The sequence below is a fragment of the Pseudoduganella sp. LjRoot289 genome (genome assembly GCF_964252925.1).
In the GTDB taxonomy this organism is placed as follows: Bacteria; Pseudomonadota; Gammaproteobacteria; order Burkholderiales; family Burkholderiaceae_D; genus Rugamonas.
On sequence record NZ_CAXUPN020000001.1, the window covers coordinates 3,361,685 to 3,379,040 of the forward strand.

The following is a 17,356-nucleotide window of genomic DNA, read 5'->3' on the forward strand; positions in this document are numbered from 1 at the left end:
CCGTCATGCGCAATATTCCCGCAGTCCCCTATTCGGAGCGCCACCCCGACCCCGCCTGGCGCGGCCGGGTGACGCTGACCGTGGCCGCCCTCATCGTGCTGTGGCCGATGGTGGTGGCCAGCGAATTCAACCCCGCGCTGCTGTTCGACTGGCAAAGCCTGGCGGCCACCGGCCGCTTCCTGGCCGGCTTCGCACCGCCCGCGCACGGCGCCGAATTCCTGGCCATGCTGCTGCGCGAAACCTGGCTCACCATCGCCATCGCCACCGCCGGCCTGTCGCTGGCCCTGCTGGGCGCGATACCGGCCACCCTGCTCGTCACCGAGCGCCTGTCGGTCTCGCGCCTGGGCAGCGGCCGCATGGCCCTGCCCGCGCGCCTGCTGCGGCAAACCGTGCGCTGGCTGCTGGTGCTGCTGCGTAGCGTGCCGGAACTGGTGTGGGCGCTGCTGTTCGTGCGCATTGTCGGCCTGGGGCCGACCGCCGGCGTGCTGGCCATCGCCCTCACCTACTGCGGCATGCTGGGCAAGGTCTATGCCGAAATCCTGGAATCGTCCGAAGCCCACGCTGCCGACACGCTGCTGGCCAACGGCAGCGGCAGGCTGGCCGCGCTGCTGTACGGCGCGCTGCCGGAGGCGGCCTCCGAACTGGTGTCCTACACCGTGTACCGCTGGGAATGCGCGATACGCGGCTCGGTGGTGATGGGCTTTGTCGGCGCCGGCGGCCTGGGACAGCGCATGGATGAATCGATGAAGATGCTGTCCGGCGGCGAGGTGTCGTCCATGCTGCTGGTGTTCGTGCTGCTGGTGGCCGCCGCCGACCTGGTATCGAAATCCCTGCGGAAGCGGCTGGGATGATGGCCTCCCACCCCAAGGACATGCCGGCCGCGCCGCCGCGCTCCTGGTCCGGCTGGCTGATGGCGCTGGCGCTGGCCGCGCTGGTGGCGGCCAGCTTCGCCACGCTGCCGCTGAAATGGTCCGCCCTGTTCAGCGCCGACGCGATCCGCAGCAGCAGCGAGTTCCTGGCCGGCTTCGCGCCGCCGGAGCTGGCCCTGCCCTTCCTGCTCAAGACCGCCAACGCCACGCTGGAAACGCTGGCCATGTCCGCGCTCGGCACGCTGCTGGCGGTGGCCGGCGGCCTGCTGCTCGCCCTGCCCGGCGCAGGCCGTTTCGGCCGCCCCGCGCGCGCCGCCGTGCGCGTGGTGCTCAACGTGCTGCGCTCAGTGCCGGAGCTGGTGTGGGCGTCCATCCTGATGATCGCCGCCGGACTGGGTCCGTTCGCCGGCACCTTGGCGCTGGCCGCGCACACGGCCGGCGTGCTGGGCCGGCTGTTCGCGGACGCGCTGGAAAATGCCGCGCCGCTGCCGGAGCAAAGCCTGCGCACCAACGGCGCCTCGCCGATGGCCGCCTTCTTCTATGCCACTTTGCCGCAGACGCTGCCGCAAATGCTGTCCTACACTTTGTACCGGTGGGAAAACAATATACGCGCCGCCGCCATCCTGGGCGTGGTCGGCGCGGGCGGGCTAGGGCAAATGCTGAAATATCACTTGTCGCTGTTCCAGATGCAGGCAGCGGCCACCGTCATCATCGCCATGCTGCTGCTGGTGGCGCTGGTGGACGCGGCCAGCTTCGCCACCCGCCGCGCGCTGACGCGATAGACCCATCCGTGCCGTCCTCGCGCATGCGGGGACCCATACTTCGCCTGGCTTGCCGGCGAAGCATAGGTTCCCGCCTCTGCGGGAACGACAAGGCAACTCAGAGGTATCCATGCTGGAACTACGCAACCTGTCCAAGACCTACGCCGGCCGTCCGGTGCTGGCCAAGCTGAACTGGACCTTCCACGCCGGCGAATTCGTCGCCGTCATGGGCGAATCGGGGGTCGGCAAGTCCACGCTGCTGAACCTGATCGCCGGGCTGGACCAGCCGGACGCGGCCGCCGCCCCGCCCATCGTACTCGATGGCGTCGCCATGTCCGCGCTGGACGACGACGCCGCCACCCGCCTGCGGCGCCAGAAAATGGGCTTCATCTTCCAGGCCTTCCATGTGCTGCCGCACCTGACCTTGCTGCAAAACGTGGCCCTGCCGCTGCTGTTGAACGGCTTGCCGCAGCAGCGCGCCGAGGAAATGCTGGACGCGGTCGGCCTGCAGGGGCGCGGCGGCGACTATCCACACCAGCTGTCCGGCGGCCAGATGCAGCGCGTGGCCATCGCCCGCGCCCTGGTGCACCGGCCTGGCCTGGTGCTAGCCGACGAACCCACCGGCAATCTCGACCCGGAGACCGCGCACGGCGTACTGACGCTGCTGCGCAAGGAAATCAAGGCCAGCGACGCCTGCACGATCATGGTGACGCACTCGCACGCCGCAGCCGAAATGGCTGACCGAACGCTCGTGCTGACCAGCTCGGGACTACAAGAAACAACATTCGTCAACCGGTTTGCACAATAAATAAGAGATTTTTTCTGTGTAAACCTACCAATAATTTACCGTTGCAGTATCATACATACAACTTGCTTGGTTATTAATAGTTGAGTTGATCCGCCATGTTTACGCCGTTCGGGCGGTTGAACACAAGCCAGGAGACGCCAATCTATCCACGTTTTTTAACTAAGGAGGAAAAAATGAGCGTGCGGCAAAAAAAACTGGAATTGATCGAAGCAATGAATCGAGCCAGGGCTTTGGAACCTTCAAGCTTCGTTCCAAACAAGCTGCTCGATACGCTGATAGAAAAGATGCACCTGAAAAATGACGCGGAGCTGTGCCGCGTCCTGGAGGTGCAGCCACCCATTATCAGCAAGATCCGCCATCGCAAATTGGCGGTTGGAGCAACGATATTGCTGCGTATGCACGAGAAATCCGAATTAAGCATACGTGAACTCAAAGATCTATCGACTGCCTCGATGCACTGACTAGCTCCAGTCGTGCAGTGCCAGGCGCCGGCATGCGGTCACCGGCGCCAGTTGCGTTGCTTGTTTTTCAACAGCCAAGCCCCCGCTGTTACTCCCCCGCTTTGCCCGATCCGTAATTATTGCCCAACGTTAAATTTTTAATTTACAACTTTAACCTCCGTAATATACTGTGGTCTCACTTCGGAGACCGCGCATGCCATCCCCTCTCTTCAAGCTCTCCCACCGCTTCATCCTGTTGCTCAGCATTTTTGTATGCGGTTTTTCCGCCTACGGCTACTGGTCCTTCCATACCCTGGACGAACTCAAGGTGACCGGTCCGCTGTACCAGAATATCGTGCAGAACAAGGATCTGGTGGCGGACGTGCTGCCGCCGCCGGAATACATCATCGAGTCCTACCTGGTGAGCTTGCAACTGGAACGCGCCGCCGGCGGTGCCGAACGGGAAGCGCTGGCCACCCGCCTGCTTGCGCTGAAAAAGGATTACGACACGCGCCACCTCTACTGGCAGAACGCCGGGCTGGACGCCAAGCTGGGCGACATCATGCTGCGCCAGGCGCACGATCCGGCGCAAGCCTTCTATGCGCTGGCGATCGACAGCTATCTGCCCGCCCTGCGCGGCGGCGACAAGGACGCGGCAGCCGCGGCCCTGGCGCGCATGGCAGCCCAGTATGAGCAACACCGCAAGGCAATCGACGAGGTGGTACAGATCGCCGTCAAACGCACCGAGGACGACGAGGTGGCGGCGCGCAGCCGCATCGGCTCCGCCAGCATCGGCCTGCTCAGCCTGTTCGTATTGTCGCTGGGCGCGGCGGTGGCGACGGCGGTGCTCATACTGCGCAAGCTGCTGCAGCGCCTGGGCGGCGAGCCGGAATACGCCGCCAGCGTCTGCAAGCAGATCGCGGCGGGCAACCTGGATGTTCGCATCGCCCTGCGCGACGGCGACACCGGCAGCCTGCTGGCCGACATGCAGGCCATGCAGGCGCGCCTGGCGCGCACCGTGTCGGACATCAAGGTGGCGGTGGACACGCTGGGCACCGGCGCGGCGCAGATTTCGGCCGGCAATATGGACTTGTCGGCGCGCACCGAGCAGCAGACCGCGTCGCTGGGCCAGACCACGGCCGCCATGCAGGCGCTGACCGGCGACGTGCGCAGCAATGCCGACAACGCGCGCGAGGCGAATCAACTGGCGCTGTCCGCCTCCAACATCGCCGAGCAAGGCGGCGCGGTGGTGGCGCAGGTGGTCGAGACCATGGCCGCCATCAACGCGTCGGCCAAAAAGATCGTCGACATCATCGGCGTCATCGACGGCATCGCCTTCCAGACCAATATCCTGGCGCTGAACGCGGCCGTGGAAGCGGCGCGCGCGGGCGAGCAGGGACGCGGCTTCGCGGTGGTGGCGTCCGAGGTGCGCAATCTGGCGCAGCGCAGCGCCACGGCCTCGCGCGAAATCAAACACCTGATCGACGACTCGGTGCAGCAGATGGCTGCCGGCAGCGAGCTGGTCAGCCAGGCCGGCAGCACCATGCTGGAGGTGGTGGGCAGCGTGCGGCGCGTGACCGGCATCATGGCCGACATCGCCTTGGCCAGCGACCACCAGCGCGGCGGCATCGAGGAAGTGCACGGCGCCATCTCGCAAATAGAGGACGTGACGCTGCAGAATGCCGCCCTGGTGGAAGAAGGCGCGGCGGCGGCGGCCTCGCTGCAGGACCAGGCCGAGCAGCTTGCCGCCGCCGTCAGCATCTTCAAGCTGGGCCGGCCGGCCGGCCCACCCGCGCTCGCAGGCGCAGCAGGCTAGCGCCGAACACGGCCGGGCGGTCGAAGGCGCGCGCCAGCACCAGGGCGCCCTGAATGCCGCCCACCACTTCTTCGGCCAGCTCCGCCGCCGCCGCGCCGTCTTTTCCGGTCCGCGCCAGGGCTGCGGCGAGCGCCGCTATCCACGCCTCGAAGTAGTCGCGCACCTTGACGGCGAAGCGGTCGCGCTCGTTGCCCAGCGCGAACACGCCCACCAGGCATACCTTGCGCCCGGACAGGAAATAGCGCTCCACCTGCTCGAACATGAACTCGATGCCGGCTTCGGCGTCGCTCGCCTCCCGCAGCGGCTCGAATACATGCAGGCGGAACCAGGCGTCGATTTCGCCCAGTACGGCGTCGGCCATTTCCTCTTTGCCGCCGGGGAAGAAGTTATACATGCTGCCCTTCCCCAGCTTCGTGCCCTCGGTGATCCGGGCCAGGCTGGCGCCTTCGAAACCGTAGGTGCGGAACACTTCCGCCAGCAGCGGCAGCACGTCGGCCCGCTCCGCGATCGTTCGCGCCATGATCGCTCCCTCAGAAACCGAGCTCGGTCAAGCCCGGATGGCCGGCCGGGCGCGGGCCGCTGGCGTCCCACAGCAGCTTGCGTTCGGACTCCTTGATCGGCGCCTCGTTGATGCTGGCGTGGCGGTGGTGCATCAGGCCGTGCTCGTCGAACTCCCAGTTCTCGTTGCCGTAGGCGCGGAACCACTGGCCGGAGTCGTCACGGTATTCGTAGGCGAAGCGCACCGCGATACGGGCGCCGTCGTGGGCCCACAATTCCTTGACCAGGCGGTAGTCCAGCTCGCGCGTCCACTTGCGCTTGAGCAGGCCGACGATGGCCGCGCGGCCCTGGACGAATTCGCCCCGGTTGCGCCACCAGCTGTCTTCGGTATAGGCCAGCGCCACTTTCTCGGCGTCGCGGGTATTCCAGCCGTTTTCGGCCAGGCGCACTTTTTCCAGCGCGGTGTCGCGGGTGAAGGGAGGGAGGGGAGGACGATTCGACATGGCGGCACCTATATGATTGTTCCGACCGGTACGATATGTACCGATCAGTACAGTCACTATAGTCCGCGCTCAGGCCGCCTGCAAGCCTTTTTTTGGCGGGGACAGTGTCAGCTGGGCGCTGATGATGCGGTCCCAGGCCAGCGCGCAGGCGCCGACCACGCCTGGCAGGCAAAAGACCAGGGTGCCGTTGGCGTAGCCCGCCAGCGCGCGTGACTGCACGATGGTGCTGCCGACGGCGCTGTACACGAGGTGCTGCAGCAGGTCGCCGAAACCGCGTATTTCCTGCTCCAGCAAGCCGGCGGCGGCATCCGGCACGGCGTTGCGCCGCACGAAGCCGCTGCCGCCCGAAGTCAGCACCACCTGGATCTCTGGATCGGCAATGCAGTCGCTCAGCATCTGCCGCACGTCGCTGACGGCGTCGCCCATGCAGACGCGCCGCACCACGCTGTGTCCGGCCGCCGCCGCGCGCGCGGCCAGCAGATCCCCTGCCCCATCCCGTCCGGCGCTGCGCGGGCCGCTGACACTGAGCACCGCGCAACGCAGGCTGATTGTTTCCGGCACGATCAACCTTCCACGCCGTAATGGCGAGCGTAGCGGCTATCCAGATTAGCCAGCGGCATCAGCAGGAACAGGTCGGCGCTCTCGAAATCAGGATCCCAGGCCGGTTCGCCGCAAATCCAGGCGCCCGAGCGCATATAGCCTTTCAGCAGCGGCGGCACTTGCGGGTTCTGCGCGGCGTCGAGCTTGCTGTAAGGGAATGGCAGATGGGGCGTGACGCGGTATTCCGCCGGGGCCATGTGTTTGGCGGCCAGGCTCTGGTAGACCGCGACGGCATTGTGGCCACCGTCCGCCAGGCTGATGCTGGCGCAGCCGGCCAGGAAATCGCAGCGTTCGCGGCGCATGTATTCGGCCAGGCCGGACCACAGCAGCATGATGACGCTGCCGCCCCGGTAGTCGGGATGGATGCAGGCGCGGCCGGCTTCAACGATGCGGCTGCGCACATTGTTCAGGCGGCTGAGGTCGAATTCGTTTTCGGAGTAGACGCGGCCCAGCTTGTGGGCGCGCGCGGCGCTCAGCAAGCGGTAGGTGCCGACCACTTTCAAGGTCTTGGTGTCACGTACGATGAGGTGGTCGCAGTGCTCGTCGAACTCGTCGCGATCCAGACCGTCTTCGCTGGCCAGCGCCGTCAGTCCCATCGTCTCGATGAACACCTTGTAGCGCAGGCGCTGCACTTCACGCAACTCCTCGGCCGTGCTGGCCATGCTGAGCGACAGCTTGGCGGAGGAGGCGCGGATTTCCGTCTGTAAGTTAGCCTGTTGCATGCTTCATCCTCTGTGAGTGGAGACGAAGCAAGCGTAGCGCCGGAATACTTCAGGACAATGACACGCTTATGTCATTTTGGTTACATGCGACATCAGCTTTTCTTCGGGCGGCCGGTTTTCAGCTGCGGCAAGGAGGCGAGCACGTTCTTCAGCGTGGCGATGTCGATTTTGCTGATCAGGGACACGCCGACACGCAGCAGTTCACTTTTCTTGATCTCGAAACCGGCTTTGAGAGCGGCCTTTTTGACGTGGCCCAGCACCGCGTATTCGGCTTCCGGCATGGTGAAGCTGTCGCGCACCAGTTTGTCCTTGCGGACCTTGTCCTTGGCGGCCTCCACCGGCTTGACGGCTGGCTGCGGCTTCGCGGCCCTGGGCGCGGCGATCGCTTTGACCGTCGGCTTGGCGGCGGTTTTTGCCGCGGCTGGCTTGGCGGCGGCTTTCGGAGCTGCGGTCTTGGCAGCGGCTTTGGGTGCGGCTACTGCTACGGCTTTAGTTGCTGTTTTAGTTGCTGTTTTAGTTGCTGTTTTAGTTGCTGTTTTAGATGCCGCTTTAGCTGCGGTTTTAGGTGCCGCTTTGGCTGCGGATTTAAGTGCTGCTTTCACGGCCGCAGTCTTGAGCGCCGGCGCTTTCAGCGCTACGGCCTTAGGCGCCGCTTTAACGGCTACGGCTTTCACAGCGGCAAGTTTCGGTGCCGCCACCGTGGCGCCGTTGGCCTTCGCGCCGTTGACTTTGGGAACGGCTGCAGTCTTGGGCACAGCTGCTTTTGGCTCTGCGGTTTTCACTGCGGCGGCTTTCGGTGCGGCCTTGGCCGCGGTACTGGTCTTGCTCATTATGGCTCCTGACATTCAACAATATAAACAATATATACTATTTTTCCGAACCTTGCTCTCCCTCAACGTCATTGAACTGCCGTGCGATTTCCGCGAAGCGCGTCTCTATCTCGATGAAAGCGTCCAGGATGTCCGGGTCGAAATGCGAACCCCGGCCGTCCCGCATGATGGCCACCGCCTCCGAATGGCTGAACGGCGGCTTGTAGATGCGGGGCGAAATCAGCGCGTCGTAAACATCGGCCACCGCCATCAGGCGGGCAGACAGCGGTATCTCTTCGCCCACCAGGTTTTCGGGATAGCCGGAGCCGTCCCACTTCTCCTGGTGCGAGTGAGCGATCTCGCGGGCGTAGGTCAGAAAGCCGTTGCTGCCGCCGATGTATTCCTCCACTTGCCGTATCGTGTCGCGGCCGCGGATGGCATGCTGTTTCATGATCTCGAACTCCTCCTGGTCCAGCTTGCCGGGCTTGAGCAGGATGCTGTCCGGGATGCCGACCTTGCCGATGTCGTGCAAGGGAGCGGATTTGTACAGCAAGGTGATGTTCTCGTCCGTCAGTTCCTGCTTGAAGCGCGGATGCTGCTGCAGCTTGCGGGCCAGCGTGGCGACGTAGTTCTGCGTGCGGCGGATGTGGTTACCCGTTTCGTTGTCGCGCGTTTCGGCCATGGTGGCCATGGCCATGATGGTGGCGTCCTGCATCAGCGAGAGCTGGCCGGTGCGTTCCTGCACCAGGCTTTCCAGGTTGACGTTCTCGGCCCGCAGCGCCTGGCTGGCGGCCTTCAGTTTCAAATGGGTGGCCACGCGCGCGAACAGGATGGGTGGGCTGATCGGCTTGGTCAGGTAGTCCACCGCGCCCAGGCGCAGGCCGAGCGCTTCGTCCTCCGGCTGGCTTTTCGCGGTCAGGAACAGCACTGGAATATCGGCGCTGCGCGGATCCTGCTTGAGGCGGCGGCAGGTTTCGTAGCCGTCCATGTCCGGCATCATCACATCGAGCAGCACCAGGTCCACGTTCGAGGAGCCGACTATCTGCAGCGCGGTGGCGCCATTGGTGGCGACCTTGGTGTTGTATTTGTCTTTCAATAAGCTGGAAAGCAGCGTGATGTTGTCCGGCGTGTCGTCGACAATCAGAACGGTCTGGCGGGCGGTGTTTTTCGGCTTCATAGGGAGTCCAGTTGTTGTACGGCGCCGGCCAGCAACAAGCTGGCGGCTGCAAAATCATAATGCGCCATGTGGCCGGCCAGGCGGTCCATCGTGGCCGGCGCGAGCAGCGCGGCGAGCGCTGGGCGCACGCTGTCGAAATAGTCGGTGCTGTCGCCGTTGAATTCGGCCAGCAGCGACCGAAGCTTGCTCAGCGCCGCGACGGCATCCTGGCCGGTCGGCGCGGCGTCAACGCCACCGGCGGCATCTGCCGCATCGGCATCGGCAGAGGTAGTGGCAGCGTCGGCAGCATGGACAGGCGGCGCGGTGGACGCTGACCGGAAATGGCGGTCCAGGCCGGCGATCACGCTAGCCAGCGCGCGTTCGACGGCCGCCAGCAAAGAAGCCGTGAGCAAGGACGCAGCGACCGCAGCAGGGCCGGCTGGAACCATGCCGGCATCGGCGGCATCGGCGGCACGTGGGCCATGGCCGGCATCAGCGTCCACCACCAGGTCCATGCACGCGGCCTCCAGTTCACGGGCAGCGCGCTCCAGGACGGTGGCGCCGATATTGCCCGCCACGCCGCGCAAGCTGTGCGCGCCCTGGCCTACCAGCTCCACGTCGCCGCGCTCCAGGCTGGCGCGCAATTCGCGCCCCGCGCCGCGCTGGGTGTCACGGAAACTGTCCAGCAAGTGCAGATACAGCTTGGCGTTGCCCGCCACATAGCGCAGCCCCCGCCCGGTGTCGATACCGTCCAGCCGGGGCAGCGCCGCCGGAGCGCCGTGCGAGACACGCTCGGGGTCCGCGTGCAGGCCCGCATGCGGATGCGCTGCAGGCCCTCCCTGCGCGCCTGTCGCGGCCTGGTAGAGCGCAGCCGCGCCCGGTGCCAGCGCTGGCGCCGACGACGGCACCTGCGTCGGCGCCAGGCGCGCGATGCCCAGCCAGCGCGCCAGCACGGCGTACAGCCGCTCCGGCTCGATCGGCTTGGTGACGTAGTCCTGCATCCCCTCGGCCAGGCAGCGCTCGCGGATATCGGGCAGCGCGTGCGCCGTCATGGCCACCACCGGCACACCGTCAAAGCGTTTGTCTTCGCGCAGCAGGCGCGTCGCCTCGTGGCCGTCCATATGCGGCATTTCCAGGTCCATCAACACCATGGCGTAGCTGTCCGCCCCGGCCTGGCGCAGCATGTCGAGCGCCTGCTCGCCGTTGTTGGCCATGTCCACGCAGATGCCCAGTGTCGCCATCAGCTCCGCGCCGATCTGCTGGTTCACGGCATTGTCCTCGACCAGCAGCACGCGCGCCGCATAGCGCTGGCCCGGCACCGCTTCGCCGGGCGCCTGATCCGGCAAGCGCCGCGCGCCCTGGCGGCGGTCGTGGTCGGCCCGCCGGTCCGCGCCGCGCGGCACCCCGCCCTGCGGCGCCAGCAGCGATACCAGCGCATCGACCAGCGCCGACTGGCCTATGGGCTTGAACAGGAATCCGATCACGCCGGCCGCCTCGGCCTCCGGCTGCACCTCCTCGCGGCCGAAGGCCGTCACCAGCACCATGCCCGGGCGCTGCGCCAGCGTGTCGTCCCGCTGGACGCGGCGCGCCAGTTCGATGCCGTCCATATCCGGCATCTGCCAGTCGCTCAGCACCAGCCGGTACGGGTCCCCCGCGCGGTCGGCGGCGGCGATGCAGGACAGCGCCCCGGCGCCGGTGCTGGCGGCGTCGGCCCGCAGCGGCAGCGCGCGCATGGCCTCGGCCAGGATCTCCAGCGCCACCGGGCTGTCGTCGACCAGCAGCAGGCGCACGCCGTTCAGCGCAGCCGGCACCACCGTCGAGCGCTCGACGTGCTCCGACAGCGCGAAGGCCAGGTCGAACTGGAACACCGAGCCCCGTGCGGGCTCGCTCTCCACGGTGATGACGCCCCCCATCAGCTGCACCAGCTGCTGCGAAATCGACAGCCCCAGCCCGGTGCCGCCGTACTGGCGCGTGGTGGAACCGTTGGCCTGGCTGAAGGCGCGGAACAATTTTCCGACCTGCTCCCGCGTCATGCCGATGCCGGTGTCGCGCACCGCGAAGCGCAGCACGGCGCTGCCGTCCGCGCCATCCTGCAGGCGCACGCAGGACAGTTCCAGTTCGCCCCTGGGCGTGAACTTGACCGCGTTGTTGACCAGGTTGATCAACACCTGCTCCAGCCGCAGCGGATCGCCGATCAGATGGCGCGGGATGGCCGGCGGCACGTGGAACAGGTATTCCAGCTGCTTGTCGGCGGCGCGCTGGCTGGTGACGCTGGCCACGTTGGCCAGCACGTCGTCCAGGAAAAACGGCACCTGCTCCACTTCCAGCCGTCCGGCCTCGATCTTCGAAAAGTCCAGGATGTCGTTGATGATGCCCAGCAGCGACAGGGCCGCGCGGTGGATCTTGTTCACATAATCGTGCTGCTTGGGCGTCAGGCCGGTGCGCAGCGCCAGGTAGGCCATGCCGATGATGGCACTCATCGGCGTGCGGATCTCATGGCTCATATTGGCCAGGAACTCGGACTTGGCTTCGTTGGCCGCCTCCGCCCGCCGGTTGGCCTTCTCCAGCTGTTTCTGGCTGTCGCTGGCCACTTGGGCGATCTCGGTCAGCTCCGCCGTGCGGTCGGCGATCTTCTGTTCCAGGTGGCTGTTCAGCTCACGCAACTCGAACTCCACCTGGCGCAGCCGCGTCAAGGTGTCGCGGAAGCTGTAGACGGCGCTCGACAGCCGCCCCACCTGGTCCACCCGCCCGATACCGGACAGCTTGATGTCGACCTCGCCCCAGGTCAGTTTTTCGAGCGCGCCCTGGATGTCGGAAAACGGCCGTATCACCTTGCGCCCAACCAGGAAGATCGACACCACGATGGCCAGCGCCAGCAGCAGGTTGGCCACCACGGTGTGCATGATCTGGCGCCGCAGTTCGCGGTCCACCTGATGGCGCGAAAACGCCAGGTCCAGCGTGCCGACCGGGAAGCTGCGCTGGCCGTCCACATATTCCACCGCGCGGTGCACGGCGATGGCGCCCAATGCGCCAGCCCCCCCGGGAACGGGGGCGGCAGAGGCAGCGGCGCCTGAGCCAGCGCCGGCCGCCTGGAAGCTGCCCAGCAGCTCGCCGGTGGGCGACTGCACGCGCAGCATCAGCACTTCCGGCGTGGCCTGCATGGCGTCCACCACGCTGCCCACGGCGGCGCCGTTGATGTCGAACAGCGGCCTGGCCAAGGCTTGCGACAACACGGTGGCCAGGTGGTCGGCACGGTCGCGCAGCTGCTGCTCGGCCTCGGCCCGCAGCGTGCGCGCGGCATAGGTCGTGTAGACGGCCGTGGTCAGCGCGACGGCCAGCAGTATCCCCGCCGCCAGGCGCAGCAGGATATCCTCGCGCCAGGCCTTCAGCAGCCGTTCGCGCATCACGGCTCCCCGCCTTCCAGCGCGGCGCGCTCCAGCTTCTTGTAGGCCGCACTGTTGCGGGCCTGCTCCATCGCGTTCCAGATGCGCTGCACCAGCTCGGGCCTGCGCTGCGCCATGGCGTGCGACAGCACCAGGAAATACGGTTTTTCCACCAGCGGCAGCGGCAGCATGTCGAGCTGCGCCGCCATCGGGCCGTGCATGATGGCGCTGGCGTCGCTGCCGCCCATGGCGGCAGCGCCGAGGCGGCCTGCGATCAGCTTGCGCGCCAGCTCGTCGGCACGCTGGCTGCCCTCGTCCACGTCCACACGCAAGCCGCGCAGCACTTCGCCCACCGAGTAGCCGAGCTGGAAGCCGACCGGCCCTTGCAGACCGCGCAAGGCCTTGCCGTCCCACTCCACCGTAGCGCCCTTGCGGCGCAGCAGCATGTAACGATCCACGTGCATGCGCTTGGCGGCATCGACCGCGGCGCCGCCGGGAAAGACGCCCAGTGCACGGCGGTCGTCCTTGAAGCTGACGGCGAAGGCGCCGTCGTAGCCGTTGAGCTGCAGCTGCGCCAGGCAGCGCTTCCAGGGGACGCTTTGGAAATCGAAATGGATGTTGATACGCTGCTCGACTTGCCGCAGCAGTTCGAAATTGAGGCCGCCCAGCTGCTCGGTGCGCCACGGTTTGACATCCGCCCGCTCGAAACACAGGGTCACCGTTTCCAGCGGCGCGGCGGGCGGAGCGGCAGGCGCGGCCATAGGCATCGCAGCCAGCGCGAGCCCGGCGATGGTGTTACAGCAGCCGTTCATACCCCTCCCCTTTATAGTAATTGTTAATCTACAAGGGGAGTTATGTCTTGACAACAGAAATTTAACGATTCGAAGCGCTCAGGCGTTGGCGCGTATGCTGAAGTCCACGCCCACCTCGTCCCACAGTTCCTGTTCCTTCTCCATCCAGTACGACACCGTGGGGTGGTCGGTCACCCATTCGCGCCGCAATTCCAGGTCGATGCGGTTCTTCATGCGCAATTTCAGCTCCGCGAAATCGACCTCGATGCGCGAGTGCATGAACAGGATGGCCAGCCGCAGCGCCACCACAGCCTTGGCGAAATCGGCGTCGGACAGGAACTCGCTGACCTTGCGCAGATTGCCCTTCTGCGCCACGATCAGACGGCTCATGGTCTTCTGCTCGCGGGTGGTGAAACCCGGCAGGTCGGCGTTCTCCACCATGTAGCAGGCGTGCTTGTGGTAGCCCGTCTGCGAGACCGCCATGCCGACCTCGTGCAGCAGCGCGCCCCAGTACAACAGGCGCGTGTAGCCGTCGGTGACGGGCTTCATCTGCGCGTACAGCACGCCCGCGTATTCGGCCACGCGGCCGGCGCGGCCCTCGTCGACCTGGAATTTCTGCAGGAAGGTGCGCACCGACTGTTCGCGGCGGTCGCGCTTGGTCGAACGCAGGTGCAAATCCCACATCACGCCCACCCGCAGGCCCGCCTCTATCGGAATCAGGGCGGCAATGCCCAGTTCGTGCACCAGCGCGATCAGCACGGCGAGGCCGCCAATGATGGTGCTGGCGCGATCCGGGCGCAGACCCGCCATCTCGATTTTGCTGACATGGCCGGCGGCGATGAAGCGCTTCTTGAGCGCCTCCAGGCTGGCCGCCGTGACGCCCGTACCCAGCTTGTTCTTGTCGATGATGTCGGCGATGGCGCGGATGGTGCCGGACGAACCGTAGGCCTTCTTCCAGTATTCGGGATGATACGGCGGCGCCGCGTCCTCGAAGTGGCTGCGCGCCGACAGGACGGCCGCCTCGAACGAGGGAGCGTCCACCCGGCCGCCGACGAAGAAGGACAGGCTTTGCTTGACGCTGCCGATGCTGAACGATTCGACCCGTTCGATATCGCTGCCGCGCCCCAGTATCAGCTCGGTGGATCCGCCGCCGATGTCGATCACCAGGCGCCGCTCGCCGGGCAGGTTGAGCGCATTGGACACGCCCATATAGATCAGCCGCCCCTCCTCCTCGCCGGAGATGATCTCGATCGGATGGCCGATGGCCTGCTCGGCGGCGGGCAGGAAGGCGCCGGCGTTGCGCGCCAGCCGCATGGTGGACGTGGCGACCACGCGCACCGCCTCCAGCTCGTAGCCGGCCAGCACGGTGCGGAAATTGCGCAGGCAGTTCAGCGCGGCCTGGATGGCGGCGTCGGTCAGGTTGCTGGACGCGTCCAGGCCGGCCGCCAGGCGGATCGGCTCGCGCGCCGATTTGACGACGCGGATCTCGTCGCCGTCGTGCCTGCCGATGGCGAGACGAAAACTGTTGGAGCCCAAGTCAACGGCTGCGTACATGCTTGCTACTCCAGATTGGGATTCCAGCATCGATTTATACTGTTTATATGATAATGCTACCACAGTACGTATCGAATATGACGCGATCATGACATCGCTGTTTTAAACGGCCTCAGACCTCGGCGATGGTCACGTCCGGCGCTTCCACCACCTTGTTCGCGCCGTGCAGCATGGCTTGCTGCAGGGCGCCGTCGGCGCGCTTGAACAGGGTGACGGTGCTGTCGTCGGCGCGGATGGTGGTCACGCCCATGCTGGCGGTGACGCCTATCATGGCCTTCTCGGCGCGCACCGGCAGCTCGGCGATGGCGCAGCGGATGCGCTCGGCCACCATGCTGGCGTCCTGCAGCGAGGTGCGCGGCAGCTGGATGGCGAATTCGGCGCCGCCCAGGCGGCCCATCAGGTCGCTGTCGCGCAATTGCTTCTTGCAGATGTCGACCATGGCTTTGAGCACCAGGTCGCCCACCGAATGGCCGTAGCTGTCGTTGACGCGCTTGAACTGGTCCATGTTCAGGATGATCAGCGCGGTCGGCATGCCGGGGCGGCGGGCCAGCGCCATCCACGGCGCCAGCGCATTGTAGAAGCCGCGCCGGTTCGGCACGTCGGTCAGCGGGTCCACCACCTCGAGCCGCGCCAGTTCGGACTGCAGCTTTTCGCGCGACAGCAGCAGGTAGCCGAAGGCGTTGGTGAGCATCATCAGATACAGCGCGCCGAAGCCCACGCCCTGCAGCAGCACAGGCCCGACCCAGGACCAGCCCTCGGGATAGCTGGCGGCCAGCAGGCCGCGCCCGGCCACCACCAGGCTCAGGGCGGCCATGGTCACCACCAGGTAGCGGCGCAGCATGCTGCCGCCGCGCCAGGCCACGGCCAGCGCGGCCACGCCGGACAGGAAAAAGCCGCTGACGATGAGGAAACCGGCCGCCGCGCGGGCGCCCGGCTCCACTTCCAGCACGTGGCAGGCCAGATAGACGAAGGACGAGCCGGCCAGCGCCGGCAGCAGGTAGCGGCGCCAGCCCGGGCGGCCGGCCGCTTCCCACAGGGCGCCCGCATCCAGCGCCATGCCTGCGAACAGCAGCACGTTGGCCAGCGGCCCGGTCAGCAAATCCGGCACCACGCCGCGCAGGTACAGCAGGAACCAGGCCGCCGCCTGCAATTGCTTGGCGACCGCCCAGGTGGACAGGCTGAGGGATTTCCTGCTTTCGTACTCGAAAAAGAACAGCGCGGCGCACAGGCTCAGATTGCCCAGCGCCAGCGCCAATACCAGGGTTTTTATATCCATGTCGGGGGGGCGGTCGGACAGCGACTACCCTGCTTAGACCTCGTGCTCGACGTTGGTGCTGCCGTCGCCGATCTTGCTGGCCCAGGCCTTGGAGAAGAATTCCTTCTCGTCCTCGGTGGGGGCGTCGTGCCAGAACACGATCAAGGTGCCCTTGTGGTCATGGATCTGCGTGAACTTCTCGATGAAGCTCGACTTGCCTGCGATGTCGGCCAGCGCCGCCACGTAGCCGTAAACCCGCCCCAAGCGCTCGATGCGGTCCGGTTCCGTAAAGCTGTTTGTGGCGGTAATGGTCGGGTGATCTAAAAACATGTGTGCTCTCCACTGTGGCCGCTGCCTATGTCGGCAATGTACCTATAATTAGTGTGCATGTAAATGCAATCCTGCGCGCGGACGGACGATGGGCACAGATATGACCACATCCGACCTCGCTCTCCGCTACAATTCCCCGAGCTTATCAGAACTTAATGGTTGACAACAAGGTCAGCGCCCCATGCAACCCATCTTAGACGCCCGTCCCGCAACGCCCCGGGTCCGCACCCGCGGCGGCCTGCGCACACTGGAATTCCGGCCCGGCATGGTGCAGAGCGAAATGAGCCTGGCCGACCCGGACCGCCTGGTGCTCAGCTACGCGCGCGCCATGATGTGTTTCGTGCTGTTCCAGCCGCGCCCGGCGCACATCGTCATGGTCGGCCTGGGGGGCGGCTCGCTGGCCAAGTTCTGCTACCGCACCCTGCCGCACAGCCGCATCACGGTGCTCGAGCTGCGCGCCGACGTGATCGCCCTGCGCGAGCAGTTCGCCATCCCGCCGGACGACGAGCGCTTCCGCATCATCCATGCCGACGCCACCCACTACATGCCGCGGCTAAAGGGCAGCGCCGACGTGCTGCTGGTGGACGGTTTCGACGAGGCCGGCCTGCCGCCCGCGCTGGGCAGCACCGCCTTCTACGCCGACTGCCGCCGCGCGCTGCGCCCCGGCGGCGTGCTGGTGGCCAACGTCTTCAGCTACGACCCGCACTACGCCGCCATCCTGCGCCGGCTCAGGCAATGCTTCCGCCAGCGCGTCGGCAGTTTTCACGGCATCGCGGGCAATAACCGCCTGCTGTTCGCCGTCAAGGCCGCGCCCGGCGTTGCCGACCCGTGCGCCGCACGGGCCCAGCGCCTGCTGCGGCGCCTGGTCCACCGCCGCGGCCCTTTCTGGGGCGCCGCGCACCGCCTGCTGGCGCGCTGGACCGTGTTCCGCCTGCGCTGGCTGCAAGGGCGCGGATAAGTATTATCTATTTGCAATAATTGTTGTGTGTTGGAATTTATTTTCTCTAAAATTATGCCATACGGCAAATTTTGTGACACACTAATGGCGGCCCCGACCCCGC

17 protein-coding genes are annotated in these 17,356 nt (G+C 66.0%); 6 read left to right on the forward strand and 11 right to left on the reverse strand.

The features are described from left to right. The first annotated feature begins 5 nt into the window (after nt 1-5). The 5 genes from ACSQ8Y_RS14205 (at nt 6) to ACSQ8Y_RS14225 (ending at nt 4,694) form a co-directional block, all read left to right on the forward strand. Nucleotides 6-851: a PhnE/PtxC family ABC transporter permease gene (locus ACSQ8Y_RS14205; protein ID WP_436267114.1), complete on the forward strand. Its 846-nt coding sequence runs from the start codon at nt 6-8 to the stop codon at nt 849-851. Beyond that, the gene (gene phnE / locus ACSQ8Y_RS14210; protein WP_436267115.1) at nt 848-1,651 is read left to right on the forward strand and encodes a phosphonate ABC transporter, permease protein PhnE; all 804 of its coding nucleotides are present in this window, start codon (nt 848-850) and stop codon (nt 1,649-1,651) included. Before ACSQ8Y_RS14205 ends, phnE begins: the two co-directional genes overlap by 4 nt. 109 nt (nt 1,652-1,760) lie before the next feature. Further along, nucleotides 1,761-2,438 carry an ABC transporter ATP-binding protein gene (locus tag ACSQ8Y_RS14215; protein WP_436267116.1) on the forward strand — a complete coding sequence of 226 codons (678 nt, stop codon included), beginning with the start codon at nt 1,761-1,763 and terminating at the stop codon, nt 2,436-2,438. 173 nt (nt 2,439-2,611) lie between these two features. Then, nucleotides 2,612-2,899, forward strand: coding sequence for a hypothetical protein (locus ACSQ8Y_RS14220; protein ID WP_056404796.1), 288 nt, complete (start codon nt 2,612-2,614; stop codon nt 2,897-2,899). Between the two features lie 193 nt (nt 2,900-3,092). Next, complete coding sequence (locus tag ACSQ8Y_RS14225) at nt 3,093-4,694, forward strand: methyl-accepting chemotaxis protein (protein ID WP_436267117.1); 1,602 nt, start codon at nt 3,093-3,095, stop codon at nt 4,692-4,694. Here the strand turns inward: ACSQ8Y_RS14225 and ACSQ8Y_RS14230 are convergent. The 11 genes from ACSQ8Y_RS14230 to ACSQ8Y_RS14280 form a co-directional block, all read right to left on the reverse strand. After that, nucleotides 4,642-5,214 (reverse strand): TetR/AcrR family transcriptional regulator, encoded by a 573-nt coding sequence (locus ACSQ8Y_RS14230; protein ID WP_436267118.1) that lies wholly within the window; start codon nt 5,212-5,214, stop codon nt 4,642-4,644. The two genes, ACSQ8Y_RS14225 and ACSQ8Y_RS14230, sit on opposite strands and share 53 nt — an antisense overlap. 10 nt (nt 5,215-5,224) lie before the next feature. Further along, a complete protein-coding gene (locus ACSQ8Y_RS14235; RefSeq protein WP_436267119.1) occupies nt 5,225-5,695 on the reverse strand; it encodes a DUF1348 family protein in 471 nt (156 codons plus the stop codon). A 69-nt stretch (nt 5,696-5,764) separates the two neighbouring features. Beyond that, nucleotides 5,765-6,256, reverse strand: a complete 492-nt coding sequence (locus ACSQ8Y_RS14240; protein WP_436267120.1) for a molybdopterin-binding protein — start codon at nt 6,254-6,256, stop codon at nt 5,765-5,767. Nucleotides 6,257-6,258: 2 nt separating this feature from the next. Continuing rightward, the gene (locus tag ACSQ8Y_RS14245; RefSeq protein ID WP_436267121.1) at nt 6,259-7,017 is read right to left on the reverse strand and encodes a GNAT family N-acetyltransferase; all 759 of its coding nucleotides are present in this window, start codon (nt 7,015-7,017) and stop codon (nt 6,259-6,261) included. Between the two features lie 92 nt (nt 7,018-7,109). Next, on the reverse strand, nt 7,110-7,847 hold the full coding sequence (locus ACSQ8Y_RS14250) for a hypothetical protein (RefSeq protein ID WP_436267122.1): 738 nt from the start codon (nt 7,845-7,847) through the stop codon (nt 7,110-7,112). A gap of 37 nt (nt 7,848-7,884) precedes the next feature. After that, nucleotides 7,885-9,003 (reverse strand): response regulator, encoded by a 1,119-nt coding sequence (locus ACSQ8Y_RS14255; protein WP_436267123.1) that lies wholly within the window; start codon nt 9,001-9,003, stop codon nt 7,885-7,887. Continuing rightward, a complete protein-coding gene (locus tag ACSQ8Y_RS14260) occupies nt 9,000-12,386 on the reverse strand; it encodes a response regulator (RefSeq protein ID WP_436267124.1) in 3,387 nt (1,128 codons plus the stop codon). The genes ACSQ8Y_RS14255 and ACSQ8Y_RS14260 overlap by 4 nt, the downstream gene beginning before the upstream one ends. Then, nucleotides 12,386-13,177, reverse strand: a complete 792-nt coding sequence (locus tag ACSQ8Y_RS14265) for a substrate-binding periplasmic protein (protein ID WP_436267125.1) — start codon at nt 13,175-13,177, stop codon at nt 12,386-12,388. Before ACSQ8Y_RS14265 ends, ACSQ8Y_RS14260 begins: the two co-directional genes overlap by 1 nt. Nucleotides 13,178-13,255: 78 nt before the next feature. Beyond that, nucleotides 13,256-14,710, reverse strand: a complete 1,455-nt coding sequence (locus tag ACSQ8Y_RS14270; RefSeq protein WP_436267126.1) for a Ppx/GppA phosphatase family protein — start codon at nt 14,708-14,710, stop codon at nt 13,256-13,258. Nucleotides 14,711-14,822: 112 nt separating this feature from the next. Then, a complete protein-coding gene (locus ACSQ8Y_RS14275; protein WP_436267127.1) occupies nt 14,823-15,986 on the reverse strand; it encodes a GGDEF domain-containing protein in 1,164 nt (387 codons plus the stop codon). A 33-nt stretch (nt 15,987-16,019) separates the two neighbouring features. After that, complete coding sequence (locus ACSQ8Y_RS14280) at nt 16,020-16,295, reverse strand: hypothetical protein (RefSeq protein WP_057155636.1); 276 nt, start codon at nt 16,293-16,295, stop codon at nt 16,020-16,022. A gap of 181 nt (nt 16,296-16,476) precedes the next feature. Between ACSQ8Y_RS14280 and ACSQ8Y_RS14285 the strand changes: the two genes are divergently transcribed. Further along, a complete protein-coding gene (locus ACSQ8Y_RS14285; RefSeq protein WP_436267128.1) occupies nt 16,477-17,253 on the forward strand; it encodes a transferase spermidine synthase in 777 nt (258 codons plus the stop codon). The last annotated feature ends 103 nt before the right edge of the window (nt 17,254-17,356 follow it).

Coding starts and splice junctions, on each gene's coding strand:
- ACSQ8Y_RS14205 (WP_436267114.1), top strand. CDS start 6: ATGCGCAATATTCCCGCAGTCCCCTATTCGGAGCGCCACCCCGACCCC.
- phnE (WP_436267115.1), top strand. CDS start 848: ATGATGGCCTCCCACCCCAAGGACATGCCGGCCGCGCCGCCGCGCTCC.
- ACSQ8Y_RS14215 (WP_436267116.1), top strand. CDS start 1,761: ATGCTGGAACTACGCAACCTGTCCAAGACCTACGCCGGCCGTCCGGTG.
- ACSQ8Y_RS14220 (WP_056404796.1), top strand. CDS start 2,612: ATGAGCGTGCGGCAAAAAAAACTGGAATTGATCGAAGCAATGAATCGA.
- ACSQ8Y_RS14225 (WP_436267117.1), top strand. CDS start 3,093: ATGCCATCCCCTCTCTTCAAGCTCTCCCACCGCTTCATCCTGTTGCTC.
- ACSQ8Y_RS14230 (WP_436267118.1), bottom strand. CDS start 5,214: ATGGCGCGAACGATCGCGGAGCGGGCCGACGTGCTGCCGCTGCTGGCG.
- ACSQ8Y_RS14235 (WP_436267119.1), bottom strand. CDS start 5,695: ATGTCGAATCGTCCTCCCCTCCCTCCCTTCACCCGCGACACCGCGCTG.
- ACSQ8Y_RS14245 (WP_436267121.1), bottom strand. CDS start 7,017: ATGCAACAGGCTAACTTACAGACGGAAATCCGCGCCTCCTCCGCCAAG.
- ACSQ8Y_RS14250 (WP_436267122.1), bottom strand. CDS start 7,847: ATGAGCAAGACCAGTACCGCGGCCAAGGCCGCACCGAAAGCCGCCGCA.
- ACSQ8Y_RS14255 (WP_436267123.1), bottom strand. CDS start 9,003: ATGAAGCCGAAAAACACCGCCCGCCAGACCGTTCTGATTGTCGACGAC.
- ACSQ8Y_RS14260 (WP_436267124.1), bottom strand. CDS start 12,386: ATGCGCGAACGGCTGCTGAAGGCCTGGCGCGAGGATATCCTGCTGCGC.
- ACSQ8Y_RS14265 (WP_436267125.1), bottom strand. CDS start 13,177: ATGAACGGCTGCTGTAACACCATCGCCGGGCTCGCGCTGGCTGCGATG.
- ACSQ8Y_RS14270 (WP_436267126.1), bottom strand. CDS start 14,710: ATGTACGCAGCCGTTGACTTGGGCTCCAACAGTTTTCGTCTCGCCATC.
- ACSQ8Y_RS14275 (WP_436267127.1), bottom strand. CDS start 15,986: ATGGATATAAAAACCCTGGTATTGGCGCTGGCGCTGGGCAATCTGAGC.
- ACSQ8Y_RS14280 (WP_057155636.1), bottom strand. CDS start 16,295: ATGTTTTTAGATCACCCGACCATTACCGCCACAAACAGCTTTACGGAA.
- ACSQ8Y_RS14285 (WP_436267128.1), top strand. CDS start 16,477: ATGCAACCCATCTTAGACGCCCGTCCCGCAACGCCCCGGGTCCGCACC.